Source organism: Antrihabitans cavernicola (assembly GCF_008297975.1).
Classification (GTDB): Bacteria; Actinomycetota; Actinomycetes; order Mycobacteriales; family Mycobacteriaceae; genus Antrihabitans; species Antrihabitans cavernicola.
Map to the genome: position 1 here is coordinate 60608 of NZ_VLNY01000010.1, position 15770 is coordinate 76377.

General features: G+C 63.8%; 15 protein-coding genes. 8 read left to right on the forward strand and 7 right to left on the reverse strand.

Going from position 1 to position 15770, the window contains the following annotated elements; translation table 11 throughout:
• Positions 1 to 3: 3 nt before the first annotated feature.
• The 4 genes from FOY51_RS18995 to FOY51_RS19010 are packed head-to-tail and all read left to right on the forward strand — an operon-like array spanning position 4 to position 4569.
• Positions 4 to 2004: an ATP-binding protein gene (locus tag FOY51_RS18995; RefSeq protein ID WP_149431836.1), complete on the forward strand. Its 2001-nt coding sequence runs from the start codon at positions 4 to 6 to the stop codon at positions 2002 to 2004.
• Complete coding sequence (locus tag FOY51_RS19000) at positions 2001 to 3161, forward strand: acyl-CoA dehydrogenase family protein (protein WP_149431837.1); 1161 nt, start codon at positions 2001 to 2003, stop codon at positions 3159 to 3161. The genes FOY51_RS18995 and FOY51_RS19000 overlap by 4 nt, the downstream gene beginning before the upstream one ends.
• An 11-nt stretch (positions 3162 to 3172) precedes the next feature.
• Positions 3173 to 3955 (forward strand): enoyl-CoA hydratase family protein, encoded by a 783-nt coding sequence (locus tag FOY51_RS19005; RefSeq protein WP_149431838.1) that lies wholly within the window; start codon positions 3173 to 3175, stop codon positions 3953 to 3955.
• Positions 3952 to 4569 carry a TetR/AcrR family transcriptional regulator gene (locus tag FOY51_RS19010; protein WP_149431839.1) on the forward strand — a complete coding sequence of 206 codons (618 nt, stop codon included), beginning with the start codon at positions 3952 to 3954 and terminating at the stop codon, positions 4567 to 4569. The genes FOY51_RS19005 and FOY51_RS19010 overlap by 4 nt, the downstream gene beginning before the upstream one ends.
• Here FOY51_RS19010 and FOY51_RS19015 read toward each other — a convergent pair.
• From FOY51_RS19015 to dapA, 4 genes are all read right to left on the reverse strand, one after another.
• Entirely contained in the window at positions 4556 to 5482 is a 927-nt protein-coding gene (locus FOY51_RS19015; protein ID WP_149431840.1) for a hypothetical protein, read from the reverse strand. The two genes, FOY51_RS19010 and FOY51_RS19015, sit on opposite strands and share 14 nt — an antisense overlap.
• 9 nt (positions 5483 to 5491) lie before the next feature.
• On the reverse strand, positions 5492 to 6001 hold the full coding sequence (locus FOY51_RS19020) for a DUF2231 domain-containing protein (RefSeq protein ID WP_149431841.1): 510 nt from the start codon (positions 5999 to 6001) through the stop codon (positions 5492 to 5494).
• A gap of 201 nt (positions 6002 to 6202) precedes the next feature.
• Positions 6203 to 6787, reverse strand: coding sequence for a TetR/AcrR family transcriptional regulator (locus FOY51_RS19025; RefSeq protein ID WP_149431842.1), 585 nt, complete (start codon positions 6785 to 6787; stop codon positions 6203 to 6205).
• Between the two features lie 63 nt (positions 6788 to 6850).
• Positions 6851 to 7753, reverse strand: coding sequence for a 4-hydroxy-tetrahydrodipicolinate synthase (gene dapA, locus FOY51_RS19030; RefSeq protein WP_149431843.1), 903 nt, complete (start codon positions 7751 to 7753; stop codon positions 6851 to 6853).
• Between the two features lie 72 nt (positions 7754 to 7825).
• Between dapA and FOY51_RS19035 the strand changes: the two genes are divergently transcribed.
• Positions 7826 to 8725 (forward strand): LysR family transcriptional regulator, encoded by a 900-nt coding sequence (locus FOY51_RS19035; protein ID WP_149431844.1) that lies wholly within the window; start codon positions 7826 to 7828, stop codon positions 8723 to 8725.
• A gap of 10 nt (positions 8726 to 8735) precedes the next feature.
• On the opposite strand, the gene FOY51_RS19040 is transcribed toward FOY51_RS19035, so the two are convergent.
• The 3 genes from FOY51_RS19040 to FOY51_RS19050 form a co-directional block, all read right to left on the reverse strand.
• On the reverse strand, positions 8736 to 9347 hold the full coding sequence (locus tag FOY51_RS19040; protein WP_149431845.1) for a hypothetical protein: 612 nt from the start codon (positions 9345 to 9347) through the stop codon (positions 8736 to 8738).
• Between the two features lie 243 nt (positions 9348 to 9590).
• Complete coding sequence (locus tag FOY51_RS19045; RefSeq protein ID WP_149431846.1) at positions 9591 to 9833, reverse strand: hypothetical protein; 243 nt, start codon at positions 9831 to 9833, stop codon at positions 9591 to 9593.
• Between the two features lie 100 nt (positions 9834 to 9933).
• Positions 9934 to 11028 (reverse strand): YncE family protein, encoded by a 1095-nt coding sequence (locus FOY51_RS19050; protein WP_149431847.1) that lies wholly within the window; start codon positions 11026 to 11028, stop codon positions 9934 to 9936.
• Positions 11029 to 11404: 376 nt separating this feature from the next.
• Here FOY51_RS19050 and FOY51_RS19055 point away from each other — a divergent pair, with 376 nt between their 5' ends.
• From FOY51_RS19055 to FOY51_RS19065, 3 genes are read left to right on the forward strand one after another with little or no spacing between them, the layout of a single operon-like run.
• A complete protein-coding gene (locus tag FOY51_RS19055) occupies positions 11405 to 13486 on the forward strand; it encodes a lipoxygenase family protein (protein WP_149431848.1) in 2082 nt (693 codons plus the stop codon).
• Between the two features lie 10 nt (positions 13487 to 13496).
• On the forward strand, positions 13497 to 14621 hold the full coding sequence (locus FOY51_RS19060) for a YncE family protein (protein WP_149431849.1): 1125 nt from the start codon (positions 13497 to 13499) through the stop codon (positions 14619 to 14621).
• A 20-nt stretch (positions 14622 to 14641) separates the two neighbouring features.
• Entirely contained in the window at positions 14642 to 15742 is a 1101-nt protein-coding gene (locus FOY51_RS19065) for a beta-propeller fold lactonase family protein (RefSeq protein ID WP_149431850.1), read from the forward strand.
• Positions 15743 to 15770: the final 28 nt, after the last annotated feature.

Here is a 15770-nt window from a genome sequence, read left to right on the forward strand (position 1 = left end):
GTCATGATCAGCTCGATACTGGTGGCCAACCGCGGCGAGATCGCCCGCCGCGTTTTCTACACAGCCCGCCGCATGGGTCTCGATACGGTCGCGGTGTTCTCCGATGCGGACGCTCGATCGCCACACGTCGTGGAAGCCGATGCCGCGATCAGGCTGCCCGGCAACGCGCCCGGCGAGACGTACCTGCGCAGCGACCTGCTGCTGTCTGCGGCGGCAGCGGCCGGTGCGGATGCGATCCATCCCGGCTACGGATTCCTTTCGGAGAACGCCGATTTCGCCAAGGCGGTCATCGACGCCGGACTGACGTGGATCGGTCCGCCGATCAAGGCGATCGAGCTGATGGGTTCCAAGGTCGAGTCGAAGAAGCTGATGGATGCAGCCGGCGTGCCGGTGCTCGCCGAGCTTGTCCCCGACTCGGTGACGACGGCGGATCTGCCGGTCCTGATCAAGGCGTCCGCCGGTGGTGGCGGACGCGGCATGCGCGTGGTCCGTTCGCTGGACGAGCTCACCGAGCAGCTCGAAGGTGCACGCCGCGAAGCCGCGTCCGCATTCGGCGATTCGACGGTGTTCTGCGAGCGCTACCTCGAAACCGGGCGGCACATCGAAGTACAGGTGATGGCAGATCGGCACGGCACGGTCTGGGCGGTGGGGGAGCGGGAATGTTCCATCCAGCGTCGCCACCAGAAGGTGGTCGAAGAGGCGCCGTCGCCGTTGGTCGAGCGCATTCCGGCGATGCGCGACCGGCTCTTCGACGCGGCCCGACTCGCCGCGTCGGCGATCGGTTACGAAGGCGCGGGGACCGTGGAATTCCTCGCCGACGAGAAGGGTGACTTCTTCTTCCTGGAGATGAACACCCGACTTCAGGTCGAGCACCCGGTCACCGAGTGCACCACCGGCCTCGACCTGGTGCGGCTGCAGCTGCAGGTCGCCAACGGATATGCGTTGCCAGCCGAACCACCGGCAACGCGGGGCCACTCGATCGAGGTTCGCCTGTATGCCGAGGACCCCGCCAACGACTGGCAACCGCAGAGCGGCACGGTCGAGCACATCGAGATCCCCGGTACCGTCACCGAATTCGGCATGCTGACCGAGCCTGGCATTCGCCTCGACAGCGGCGTCGTCGACGGCTCGGTTGTCGGTGTGCACTACGACCCGATGCTTGCCAAGGTGATTTCCTACGCCGATACCCGTGACGAAGCGGCGCACCTGCTCGCAACAGCTCTGGCGAAAGCCGAGATTCACGGTCTGGTCACCAACCGCGACCTGCTGGTCCGCATATTGCGGCACGACGCGTTTCTCGCAGGCGACACCGATACGGCGTTCTTCCAGGCACACGGACTCGATGCGCTGTCGGCACCTCTTGCCGATCCCGACGCCGAGGAATTGTCCGCGATCGCTGCGGCGCTCGCCGACGCAGCTCGTAATCGCGCGAGCGCTACGGCGAACGGCAACGTCCCCAGTGGGTGGCGAAACCTCGCCGGTCCGATGCAGACCAAGACCTACGGCAGCCGCGAAGTGCGTTACCGCTTCACTCGCGACGGCGTGATCGTCGACGGTCGCGACGACCTGGAACTGGTCTCGTCCGGACCGAACCAGGTCACCCTGCGTGTCTCCGGCGAAAATGGCAGCGTGCAAAGGCGATTCGACGTCGCTCGGTACGGCGACCTGGTGTGCATCGACTCGCCGGCCGGTCCGGTGACGCTCGTTCGGCAGCCGCGATTCGTCGATCCGGCGTCGCAGCTCGCCGCGGGATCGTTGGTCGCTCCGATGCCGGGCACCGTCGTGCGTCTCGGTGCCGCAGTCGGTGACACGGTCGGGGCCGGTAAGCCCATTCTCTGGCTGGAGGCCATGAAGATGGAGCACACCATTGCCGCACCCGTCGCGGGCCGCATCACCGATTTGGCCGTCAGCGTCGGACAGCAGGTGGAAGTCGGCCAAGTACTGGCCATCGTCGAAGACAAAGAGATCTCCGAGAACCCCGAAGAAAGCGAGAAGTCGGCATGAGCTTCATCGAGACAGACGAGCAGAAGGAACTTCGCGCGGCGGTTGCCAAGGTAGGCGAGCGCTTCAACTTCCTCGACTACGTTCTGCCGAAAGCACGCACGGGTGAGCCGCTCACCGAATTGTGGAACGAGGCAAGCAAACTCGGTTTTCTCGGGGTGAATCTGCCGGAAGAGTACGGCGGCGGCGGAGCGGGAATCTACGAACTCGCCCTCGTGCAGGAAGAACTGGCGGCAAAGGGTGCGGGACTCCTGCTGGTCGTCGTGTCGCCGGCGATCTGCGGCACCATCATCGGAAAGTACGGCACCGACGAGCAGAAGTCTCACTGGCTGCCGAAGCTGGCGGACGGGTCGTCGATCATGGTGTTCGGCATCACCGAGCCCGATGCCGGTTCCAACTCCCACCAGATCACCACCACTGCGCGACGAGACGGCGACGACTGGATTCTCAAGGGCCGCAAGGTCTACATCTCGGGGGTCGATCAGGCGGACGCCGTCCTGATCGTCGCGCGCACCGAGGACTCCAAATCCGGCAAGCTGAAGCCCGCCCTGTTCATCGTGCCGACCGACTCCGAGAACTTCGTCGCACAGCAGATGGACATGGACATCCTGGAGCCTGATCACCAATTCACGCTCTTCCTCGACGACGTCCGGCTGCCTGCCGACGCGCTCGTCGGAGCAGCCGACGCAGCGTTGATGCAGCTGTTCGCGGGGCTGAACCCGGAGCGCATTCTGGGCGCAGCCATGGCGATCGGCATGGGCCGCTACGCGATCGACGCGGCGGTGAAGTACGCCAAGGAACGGCAGGTCTGGAAGACGACGATCGGCGCGCACCAAGGTATTTCGCATCCCTTGGCGCAGGTGAAGATCGAGCTCGAGCTGGCAAAGGTGATGATGCAGAAGGCCGCGACGCTCTACGACAGTGGCGACGATTTCGGTGCTGCAGAGGCCGCGAACATGGCGAAATACGCGGCAGCCGAGGCCAGCATCAAGGCCCTCGACCAAGCCATCCAGACTCACGGTGGTGCAGGGCTGACGAGTGAGTACGGCCTCGCTGCGATGCTGGCGTCCGCACGCATCGCGCGGGTTGCGCCGGTCAGCCGAGAAATGATCCTCAACTTCGTCGCCCAGCACAGCCTGGGCCTCCCGAAGTCGTACTGAGGCACGCGATCATGACCGATATCTCGACCGCTCCCTACGTCCGCTACGAGGTCGCAGGCGGATTCGCAACGCTCACCCTGGACTCGCCACACAATCGCAACGCCATCTCGTCTCGCATGGTGGCGGAGTTGGCTCGGGGTCTTGCCGACGCGGCCGCCGATGCGAACGTGAGAGCGGTGGTGCTCACCCACACCGGCACTACCTTCTGTGCCGGTGCGGATCTGGCGGAGGCCAGCAATGCCGACCCCGCGGTGGCTGCCGACGACCGCACTCGAACGATGATCGCGTTGCTGCGTGGAGTGCTCGAGCTACCGAAGCCGGTCATCGCCGCGGTGAACGGGAACGTTCGAGCCGGCGGTATGGGTATTTTGGCGGCCTGCGATATCGCCGTCGCAGGTCCGACCAGTTCGTTCGCGCTGACCGAGGCCCGACTCGGCTTGGCGCCCTTCATGATCTCGCTGACGCTGCTCCCGCGGCTGTCCTCGCGTGCTGCATCGCGGTACTACCTCACAGGAGCCAAGTTCGATGCGACTGAGGCCGCGAACATCGGGCTGATCACCGTCGCCGCCGACGACACAGCGACCACCGTGGCGGAGCTGCAGCACGAACTGGGCAAGGCGTCACCGCAAGGCCTGGCAGAATCCAAGCGACTGGTGAACGCGGCGATGCTCGCCGAATTCGACAGGTCAGCGGACGAGTTGGCGCAACGGTCCGCGTCGTTCTTCGGAACCGAGGAGGTGCGGGAGGGGATGATGTCGTTTCTCCAGAAGCGGCCGCCGCGGTGGGCGCTGTGACGACGGTTCGCGAACCGAAACAAGATCGCAGCCGGGTCACTCGACAACGGCTGCTCGAGGCGACGATCGACTGCTTGGCCGAACTGGGCTGGGCAGCAACGACAGTCGCCGTCGTTGCCGAACGTGCGGGCGTGTCCCGCGGCGCCACCCAGCATCATTTTCCGACTCGCGAAGACCTGATCACCGCCGCTCTCGACTACATGTTCGACAACCGGATGGCGCAGGCGCGGGTAGAAGCAACGGCGTTACCCGCGGGGGAGGGCCGGACGGAAGCCGTCATCGTGCGACTGGTCGAATACTTCACCGGCACTATGTTCAAAGCCGCACTGCAGGTGTGGACTGCCGCCGCCGCAGATCCGGCGCTGAAAGAGCGAATAGTGCCGCTGGAGAACAAGTTCGGTCGCGTAGCACACAGAACGGCTGTCCACCTCCTCCAAGTGGACGACAAGGACCCAGCGAGCCACCAGCTGGTCCAGGCGACGATGGATCTGGCTCGCGGACTGGGACTCGCCGACGTGCTCACCGACGACTCCGCACGGCGCAACATCATCATCCGGCAGTGGGCGACGACCCTCGATTCGCGCGTAAAGCGACTGCCAACTACTGATAGCTGATGTACTCCGGCTGCGGATTCAGGCCGAGCACATCCTTCGGTGACAATGGATTCACGTCCTCGGTGTAGAAGACCTTGAAGCCGAGGTGGAACTGCCCAGCACGCTGCAAGGCCGTGTACTTGTCTATCTTGACGGCAGGCGTGCCGAACCCGTCGACATGTTGAACCAGTGCCAATTCGGGATGCTGAGCGACCGTGCCGACGTTCGTGATCATCGTGTCCGTGAATTGATGCAGCACCACCAATTTCTGCGGCAACTTCAGGTTGCGCACCACTCCGGCAAGCCAGTCGGTCACACCGTTGATTTCGGCGGCATCGACCTGCCCGATCTGTTTGCCCGGAACAGCACCGCCCTGCATTCGCCATTCGGCGTCCAGAGCGACACCGACATCGGGCTGGGCCAACAATTGCTCCCATTGCCGTGTTGCCGTCAGAAAGTCGGTACGACCCGGCTGGATATCGAGAACCAGCATTTGATGGTGCGCACGAGCGGCATCGAGGTACTGCCAGGCCAGCGCGGGATCGATGGTGTGGCTGTACTTGCCACCGTCGCCGGGCGCTCCGTCCGCGATGGTCACGATCAGCTCCATCGCGGGCTGAACACGTCGATCCGGTGTGGCGAAGGGCGCTGCGGCCTGATCCAGGCGATCGGCGGCCTCCGCGGGAGGGACCGCGCCGAGCACTCCGAGAGCGCCCGTTCCCGCTGTTCCGTAGTAGGTGACGATGCGGTAGTCCGGGAAGATCCGGGTACCGCCACGAGGTAGCTGAAGTGGCTGCTCGGCAACCAAACGTGCAGGTTGCGGCGGTTTCTCGGGCTCAGCCGTCGGCGCGTCCGCAGCGCTGCTGCATGCTCCTGCCGCCGCGACGACGGCAACGGTGCACAGCAGCTTTTTCAGTCCTCCCACCCCAGGCATCCGGCAATGCTAGACCCTGAGAGGCAAAATCCCCTGATCGGCGCGAATGGGCAGCGGTTGCGAACTCACCTGATCGCCCCATACGGCGCGCGCTCCCGACTCGCCGATTCGGTAGATCTGAACCATCGTCGCGACTCCGATCACGACCGCCAGAACGGCAACTGCGACACGTAACGGCGTCGACGTGTCGAGGCGATTTTCGCGCAGATGCAGTGCCGCGAGCAGTAACGCGACCACGAGCATCGCCACCGAGAAATAGATCATCCAGTCACCACGATCGGCATGCGTACGGATGGCATCGGATGCTCCCAGCCGGTCCTCCAGCCATTCGCCCGCGTCGGTGGTCACGGGAGTCAACACCGTGGTGAGCACGGCGAGAACGACGATCAGCCACACCAGTCGACTACGCGCTGCGGGCCATAGCGCGGCGACGATCTCGAGTGTCGCCACCAGCGGCGCCACGACGACGATGAAATGTACGAGCAGCACATGAGCCGGCAAGCCGTCGATCGTGGACATCGAGCCTCCAGAGGTGTTCGAGTGGCCTTCATCGTCGCGTGAGCGCCGCGTGCTGTCAGGGCAGCAGGTGACAAAGTCCGGTTGCGACTACGAAGTTGCAGAACATTTCCATCAGTGCGTTCATGGGATCCCACCTCCTATCGTCTCGTACACGGACGATTCACGAGATGGAGAGCGCTTCGGTTCAGTCGACTCGGCGTGCTATTCGATTCGCCCGAGGGAGCGCAGAGCCAGCGGCAGATCGGGCGGGAGGTAGGTGTCCTTGCCCATGGCGACGCCGTGCAAACCGAATCCGTCGACGAGCGCGACCACCCATCGAGCGCACGCCTCTGCGCTGTCTTCGGAGAGCCCCGATGCCAGTAGCGCCCGGTACGTCATGCGTTGATACGCGCGAATGCAGCGAGTCGAGATCTCGGCCAGGAACGGATCGCGCGCGGCTGCGAGATACAACTCCATCTGGGCAATCGAGCCGCCGTCCTTCCGAGCGAAGGTGCGTTCCAACTCGCCGATCAGCGCCTGGACCGTGTCCTCGCCGGAGACGTTCGGATCGTCGATCGATCGCATGATCGCGTCGCACCGGGAAATCTCGTCATCGACGAATCGTTCCAACGCCGCGCCGACCAGGACGGTGCGCCGTCCGTAGAGTCTGCGCGCCTCGGCAACCGATACGCCCGCTTCGGCCGCGATATGTTTCACTCGCAGTCCCGCCAAGCCCTGCGACGCAACCAGACTCATGGTTGCGCGCATCAAGGCGTCACGTGTCGCCTGTTCGTCTCCGTCAGCCATAGTCGCTTCCTACCTCGAGATCACCGGCAGGAAGCGCAAATTCACCAAAGCTGTCGACCACTGTTACGTCGGTACCGCCACGGTTGCCAGCGCTGCGGTCAGCTGCTCCAGGTGGGCAGGTGGCGATTCGAGCAATGGCAGTCGAACCGTCGCGTGCGGGATGATCCCCAGTTCCGCGAGTGCAGCCTTGGCGACGATCGCCCCTTGCGAGGTGCGCATGACGGCCTCCACGAGCGGGATCAACGCGGTCGCAATGGTGCGAGCCTCGTCGAGGTCACCGTTGCGGATGGCGCGGATCAGTGCGGCATTGCGGTCGGCGACGACATTGCCCACAACGCTCACCACACCGGTGGCGCCCGAGGCGAGGTACGGGAGATTCAGTTCGTCGATGCCGCAGTAGTAGGCGAGCGACGTCCGGTCCATGACGCTCATCGCCTGGTGCAGATCGCCTTTGGCATCCTTGACAGCCCTGATCCGCGGGTGGCTCGCGAGCTCGACCAACGTCGATTGCGCCATTGCGGTACCGGTGCGTGCGGGCACGTCGTAGAGAATCACGGGTAGGTCGGTGGCGTCGGCGACCGCTGTGCAGTGCGCGATGATTCCGGCTTGGGTGGGCATCGAGTAGAAGGGGCAGACGAGCAGCAGCGCATCGGCACCCGCATCCGCGGCGGTGCGAGCCCGCCGAATGCTGACCGAGGTGTCGTAGGTTCCGACACCGGCGATCACCCGCGCGCGGCTCTTCGACTGCGACGCAACAGCTCTCACGATATCGGCGGTGTCGATATCGCTCAACGTGGGCGATTCACCGGCGGTGCCAGCGACGACGATACCGTCGCAGCCGGTGTCGAGCAGGTGCTGCACAAGGCCGCTGAGACCGGTCGCGCTGACAGCGCCGTCCGGCTGCATGGGCGTCACCATGGCGACGAGGTTGGTGCCGAACAGTCGATCGGCTGTTGTAGAGGTCATGCGTCGATCCTGCCGACCTGTATACCTATGGTCCAGCAATGCTTTCTTGCCAATATTGCGTAGAATTACTTCATGATCGACGTGAGTGCGTTACGTGCGTTGCAATCGGTGGCCGCGCTGGGGACTCTCGCGCAAGCGGCCGACGAGTTGGGTTTCACGGCGTCGGCGGTGTCCCAACAGATCAAGCGGCTGGAGCGTCAGATCGGCGTTGCCGTGTTGGCACCCGCGGGTCGCCGGGTGGTGCTCACCCCGGCCGGGCAGGCTGTCGTCGATTCGGCCCCGGCCGTCTTCCAGGCAATGGAACGATGCACCGAAGCGGCACAGTCGGTTTCGCGCGGCGCACCACGTGGCCTGCTGCGCGTCGTCGCATTCTCGACGGCGATCCGCGGATTGCTCGCACCCGCCATCGGTCGACTGTCGACGACGTGCCCAGATCTTCGACTGCACGTCACCGAGATGGATCCCGACGACGCGCTTCGCTGCGTCGACGCGGGCACCGCGGACCTCGCGTTGGTGCACGACGCCGACGGCGTACCGGCCGCGGCGGCGCCCTCGCTGATCCAACGTCATGTGCACACCGACTTCGGTGACGTCGTGATGAGTCGAGATCATCCGCTCGCCTCGATCGATGCGCCGTTGACGGGCCGCGATCTGGTCGGGCATGCGTGGGTCACGAGCCCACCGGGCACGGTATGCCATCAGTGGTTTCGACGGTTGTTCGCGGACCTGACGGACGCGCCGAATGTGCGTCACCTTGTCGACGATTTCGCTACTCAACTCGCACTGGCGGCGTCGGACAACGTCGTCGCATTGGTGCCACGGCTCGCGCGCCCGGCGGTCGGTGACGAACTCGTGGTTCGGCCACTGCGGCGTCAGCCGAAACGAGACGTCGCAGCAGCGTGGCGGCACAGTGCCGATGCCAGCCCGGCGATCCGAGCCGTGCTCGCGGAGTTGGTATCGGCCGCACAGTGAGCGACATCCACTACTTCATGTTCGGCACCATCTTGCGATAGAGGTCGGTCACGAAGTCGTTGGTGAACGAGTCCTCGCCCGATTGGAACATCACATCACCGACCTTGACGTACGTGACCCCTGCCGAGTCGACAGCCTCGTCGCCGAGCCCGGCGATGGGCTTGCCGTTTCCGGCGTAGAGGTCGAAGTCGCTGGCCGGGCTGGTTTCGATCACGACAGCGCCGACAAAGTTGGTATCGCCGTCCGAACCGGTGGCGTCGAACGAAAAGCGGCAACCGGACTTGGGGGAGTACTGCTGAATCGAGGGGTCGTAGTCGACCTTGGTCGACGTGAGCTTGTAGGTGGCACCCGCGGCCTTGCCACCGGCCAAGCCCGACTTGTCCGCCACGGCGTACGCGTCGTCCTCGTGCAACAGCGAACACACGTCGACGTTTGCCGCTGCGCTCGATGCACCGTTGGGTGTGGTGAAATCGAGACCCATGTCCGAGCCGCTGGCGATGCTGTCCGCGGCACTTTGCGCATTGCCGTCGGTACTGCTGCCGCCACATGCGGCCAGCAGCGGAAACGCCGCAATTACGATCGCAGCCGCCACACCCTGAGAAATTCTGTTGCCGAGCGCCATTCGGAATCCACCTTCTGAACTTGGAGTGCGCATGCGTGGGAGCGCCGCGTCGATCTGAATTCTGCGCCGGATTTGGGCGAAGCAAAAGACATCCTGTGGGTGGTCTTTACGCACCCCTGGTCGCTCGAGTCGCTGGCTGGTGCCGACCGAACAGGTGTCAAGAAACTCAGATGTCGACCGTGTATTCCTCGGCCGTCGGTTCGTCGCGCACCCTTATGGCCGGACCGGACGAAGGGCTGAGTTTCACCAGTGGCCGCCGTCGGGCTCAGATTGACCCTGGACGCAGGGCGGCGTCGCGACGTTTGGGATGTACCAGTTGATCGCCTTGCCGATCAGACAAAGCACGTAATCGAACGATTGCCCATCGATGGCCGTCGCATGGGGCACCGAGGCGGGAGCGGCCGGATCGGCGTTGGCTGCTGCCGGTGCGGACAACAGAGCCGCACCAGCGAGTGCCGTCGCTGCACAGATGATCCTTGCCTTCATTGCATGACTCCTTCGTCGGCGGACTCGCATTCAGTCAGCGCTCAGCAGAGGTTCAGTTTACGTATGCCCTGCAGGAAACACTGGCGATTTCGATGCGCGTCTATCCGTGGTCCGGATAGACGCCAGCGGCAGGGCCGAGCCCGATCGGCGTCACGTCGCGCTCCCGATACGACGTCGTGTCGAAGGTCCGCAAGAAGCCGGGCGGGCCGGGCCGGGCGAGATACCAGGCCAACAACCTGAAGCCGAGCAACAGCGGATGCCCCCGGGTATAGGCGCCTTCGTCACTGACATAGGCAGTTTTGCCGTCGGCTGAGAAGCCCACGTACAACGGCGAGTCCTCGAACGGGATGACGTGGATGATGTCGCCCGTCCGGGTGTCCATCACGGTGACGTTGTTCGTACCGAAGTTGCTGATCCATATCTGATTGCCATCAGGCGTGAGCGTCGCCGACATCGACGTCGACAACAGCGGCATGAACACGTTCTTGGTCACCGTCATCGTCCGCGCGTCGATCCAGGTGACGTTGCTCGTGCCGAAGCTGATCGCATAGATCGTGTTGCCGTCCGCGCTGCGCGCGCCCCAGCCCGGAGCCAGTCCAGGAATGAAGATCGGCGGTTCCAGCAGCCGGCCGGTCTGGGTGTCGAAGTGGCCGAGGCCGCTCAGCGCCGAGAACGCATAGAACGACTTGTTGTCCGGCGCGATCTCGAGATGAATCGGCGCCGGTGGGAAGACGATCGCGATGTTGTTGACGATCTGCTCGGTCCGGGTGTCGATGACCTGCACGATCGAAAATTCGGTCGGTACGAACAGGTACCGGCCGTCGTCGGACATCTGCGTTACCGCGTAGGCGGGTCCGAGCGTCGGAATCCGGTTGGTGACCTGCATCGTCGCAGTGTCGATGACGACCATCTCCCAGTGGATGAGATCCCACACCGCGACGAACAGCTTTTTGTGGTCGGGAGTTTCCCGAATGACGATCGGGTTGCCGCCGACGCCGATGGTCTTGACGACGCGCCGGTCGACCGGGTCGACCACCTGGACCGTGCTGTCGACATACATCGGGAGATAGACGAGGTTGCTCGGATGGTTCGTTCCGGAAGGCTGGGCCGAAGCGGTCGATGAACCGAGCACGGCCCCGGACGTAGCCAGCAGTATTGCGAGCAGCACAACGACCACTCGACGAACGACGTTCATGACCGCTCCAGCCCTCGGCGCTCCAAGAATGCCGATTGTGCTACACCACTTACGCCGTAACGGCCGAATGCTCGTAAAGCACTGCGCTGCCTGAATTGTCGGACTCCGCATCTACCGACCGCACTGCGCTCGACAGCAGCGGCTACGGCCCAAACCCGAGATCGCAAATTCGCTCTCCTGAACCTGAGAGTTCGATAAGCTCCACCGCAGTCACTCGACGTCGTAAGCACTTTCGGCAGTGCAGAGGCATCGACGCCGAGCAGTAACGACTGTCGGGAACGGGAGGTCGCCTTCGATGCGCCCTTCGAACACTTCGTCACGGCTCCACGCCGCGGTGACGGTCGCTTTTCGATGACTCGAACGCAGTGGAGGTCCAATGTCCGAAACGATCAACCGCCGTCAGCTACTGCGAGCAGCCGCCATGCTGCCGCTGGTCGGCGCGGGCCTCGCGAGCGTCGCCAACGCCGCTCCCGCAGGCGCCGACGCCCCTCCCGCCTTGCCACTGCTGCCGCAGTTCGATCCCGCGCCGTGGGCACGGCAGGCGGCCCTCGTAGGTAAGAAGGGGGCGTACGTCTGGACCGAGAACGTCCCGTTCCTGCCCGGCATCCCGGCCGCCAACTTCGTACCGCTGGACGCGATTCCGACGATCGAGTGGTGGCTCACCGCTGCCGACGCGTTCTTCACGATCGGCATCGACGTCGTATCGGCGCTGATTCCGGTGCTGAACGCGATGAACACCAGCACTCTCGCCGACGCCCGGAACCAGATGGTCGGCCAGAAGCAGGAGCTCGCCCAGTACCACATTCGGTTCAAGAACCTCGGCAACGGCAAGTACAACATGGACGGCCCTCGGCTCGGCATCGTGCACTACGACGTTACCGACCAGGACATGGCCGAAGCGACTTTGTTGCAAGCCGAGGTCGGTCGGCTGTTCAACGAATTCTGGCTCCTCCTCGGCAACGTCCGCCAGAACCTGATGGAGCTGATCGGCTCCCAACAAGGCATCGGCAACTTCGGCTCGAAGCAGGGCCTGGCCGAGTACAACGCGATCTTCGGAACGATGCCGATCCCGGATGTCGCCTCGAACGTCCACGACGACAAGACCTTCGCCTGGATGCAGCAGGGCGGTTTCGACACCAACGTGCTGCGACAGGTACGCGAGCTGCCTGCGAACTTTCCACTTACCGATGCCCAGTACCGCGAGGGCATCCAGGCCGACGACGGGTTGGCCGCCGCGCTCGCCGCCGGCCGGGTCTACATGTGCGATTACGTCGGGCTGGGCAAGATGGCTTCGGAACAAGCCACCTACAAGGTGCTGCTCGGCGACACCTGGCACACCGCGCCGATCGTGCTCTACGCCCTGCCGCCGGGCAAGGGTGACCTCGAGGTCGTCGCAATCCAGTGCGGTCAGAACTCAGGCACCTCGCCGATGTTCGTGCGCCCGCGCCCGGACGACAAGGACCGATACTGGGGCTGGCAGATGGCCAAGACCTCTGCGATGACCGCCGCCTGGAACTACCACGAGATGTTCTCGCATCTCGGCATGTCACACCTCATCTCGGAGGTGTTCACCGTCTCGCTCAACCGCACGATCGCACCGAACCATCCTCTGTACCAGCTGATGTCGCCGCACGCCGAGGGCGACATCTTCATCAACTTCCTGGCCGCGACGATCATCATGCCGCCGAAATCGTTCGCCGACGACATCGTGGGCGGCGAGATCAATCTGGTCTGCGAGGAAGTGGTCAACCAGCGGTTGGCGTGGAACTTCCACGACCGGATGATCCCCAACGACATCGCGCGCCGCGGCCTGAACAACCCGCAGCTCGACCACCCGGTGCGCGACGACTCGACGCGGATCTGGAATGCGTTGCACGACTGGATCGACGACTACGTGCGGCTCTACTACCACAACGACGGCGACGTCACCGGTGACCAGGAGCTCACCGACTACTGCAACGAAGTCATCAACATCGGCAAGATGAAGGGCTTCAGCAGGCCGCAGACGGTCTCGCAGCTGGTCGACTTGCTGACCATGGTGGCGTACACCGCCAGCGCGTACCACGCGTCGGTCAACTTCCCGCAGGCGGAGTTCATGACCTACGCGCCGTTCGGCTCCGGCACCACCACGGCGCCGCCGCCGACCGAGATTCGTGGGCACACCGAAGCCGACTGGCTCAGGATGCTGCCCGGCATGTTCAGCGCAGTGGCCCAGTTCACCTTCTTGCACCAGCTGGCCACGGTGTATTACCGGCCGCTGGGCGACTACCGCACCAACGCCTTTCCGTTCCCGACTCCGTTCTCCGATCCCCGCGTCTTCGGACCGGACGGCCCGCTTACGAAGTTCCGCAACCGGCTCGACCAGATCGAGGCAGAGATCAACGAGGCGAACAGGTCTCGGTTCCAGCCTTACGAATTTCTACTGCCCAAGAACATCCCGACGAGCACCAACATCTAAGGAATCAGTTGTGCTGAGTCGACGTTTCAAGAGCGCCGGGCTTGTCGTAACGATGGCTGTCGCGACCGCACTTACAGTCGCGACGGTCGGTGTCGGTGTCGCGCAGGCTGCCCCACCCGGCGGCCAACCGGGTGAGCTGTACATCCCCGAGGTCGACAACGACACCGTCGCGGTGATGGACACCGTGACTCACCAGATCACGCACCGGATCCCCATGCGTCAGCCGGTCGGGTTCTCACACCCAGCCGTGCTCGCGGTGACCCCGGACCACAGCAAGATCTACTCCGACAACTTCTCGGTCGCGGGTCTGCCGACAGTCGGTGTGATCGACACGAAGACCAAGACGGCCAAGACGATTCCGATCTTCACGGTCGCGCTCGGCATCTTCCTTTCGCCCAACGGCAAACAGATCCTCGTCCCGGAGCTGGGTTTCACGATCGAGGTCATCGACATCGCGACCGACAAGATCGTCAAGACTTGGCACTACGGTGACGTACCGGCCGGCGCATTCCCCGGCCCGGACGGCCTTGTGTATGTCGGGTTCGTCAGTGGCTTGATTGCCGCGATCGACCCGAACGACGGGCACATCGTGAAGCGGCCGATCTGGTCGGGTGGTGTGGCGACGTTCTGGTACTCCTTCGCCAACGGCGGACACAAGCTGTACACCGACACGATCAACTCGATCGGCGTGATCGATGTGGACAAGTGGGAGCTGGTCAAGACCATCCCCACCACCAAGGACGGCATCGGCAAGCTCACCAACCCGGGCGCATTCGTCTCGGAGGTCACGCCGGACGGCAAGAAGCTCTACGTCACGACCTTCGGTGGTGCGGAGGGCACCATGGTCATCGACACCGCGACCGACCAGTGGGTCGACACCATTCCGATGGAAGGCGCCCAGATCGGCCTGACGTTCAGTCCGGACGGCAAACGCGCCTACATCTCCGACAGCGCGTCGTTCACCAACCTGCCGACACCGGTGGGTGAGTTGACGATCTTCAACCTGATGGTCTCGCTAGGGCAGTTCGTGTACGGGCCAGGTCGTCTGGTGGTCGTCGACACGGCCACCAACAAGATCATCGACGTCGTTCCGACCGAAAAGATTCCCGGTATCCCCGCCTTCATCCCGAAGTAGTGATCCAGAAAGGCGCAACGATGCGTAACTTCGGCCGATCGATGCTGAAGGTCGGTGTGACCCTGGCCGCGGCGGCGACCCTACTCGTCGCCCCGGCCACCGCCGGTGCAATGCCCCAAATCCCGGGCAGCACAACGAAAGACGGTCTGATCTGGCTGCCGATCTACGGCGAGGGCTCGGTGCAGGCGATCGACCCGGTGACACGGAAGGTCGTCGTGACAATCCCCGGTGTAGCCGACCATCCGCTGGTCGTTCGGGCGACACCGGACGGGAAACGGCTGTTCGTGAACAGCTTCGGGCCGCTCGTATGGACCATGAACGTCATCGACGTCCCGTCCCGCCGTGTGATCAAGACTGTGACCACCGCCGGTGCACCTTACGCAGTGACGCAGATGTCGCACGACGGGCGCTACCTGTACATGCCCACCCAGCTTTCCCTCGTGCAGGTGATGGACACACAAACACTCGACATCGTCCGGACGTTGCCGGTCCTGCTGCCACCGGGGGCTGCGCACATGGAGATCACCAATGACGATCAATCGATCATCGTCCTCGCAGCCCCCGGTACTGCGACGCAATACAACGCCTTCACCGGCGCTCTCGAGAAGCCGCCGATCTTTCTGGACGGGTTCGTCCCGGGTTGGGGCGAAACGTCCATGGACGGCAACACGGTCTACGGCGTGAATTTCTACTCGGGTGTCACCGCGGTGAATACCAAGGGCTGGTACGTCGAGCGCGTGATACCCGACGGTTCTCTAGCCGCACCGATCTCCGCCACACTGACACCCGACGGCAAGCAGATGTGGGTCTGCAACTTCGGTGACAACTCGCTGGTGATTCTCGACCCGCACACCGGACAGATCATCAAGAGAATTGTCAATCCCGACGGCACGCCCGTCTACGCCGGCTTCTCGAGCGACGGTAAGACGGCATACGTAAGTAATCTCGGCGGTAACGCCGCTCAATTCCCGGCTTTGCTCCATCCGTTCAAGCTCGCATACGCCTTCTTCTCGGCTCCGCTGGGCGTGCACTCGACGTTGGATTTCTACGACACAGCTACGTTGACCCGGACCGGGCAACTGCCGGTCGGCGCGGCACCGATCGCGGGCGCCTACCCCTGATCGCCGTTTCACGTCGCTACGACGACGA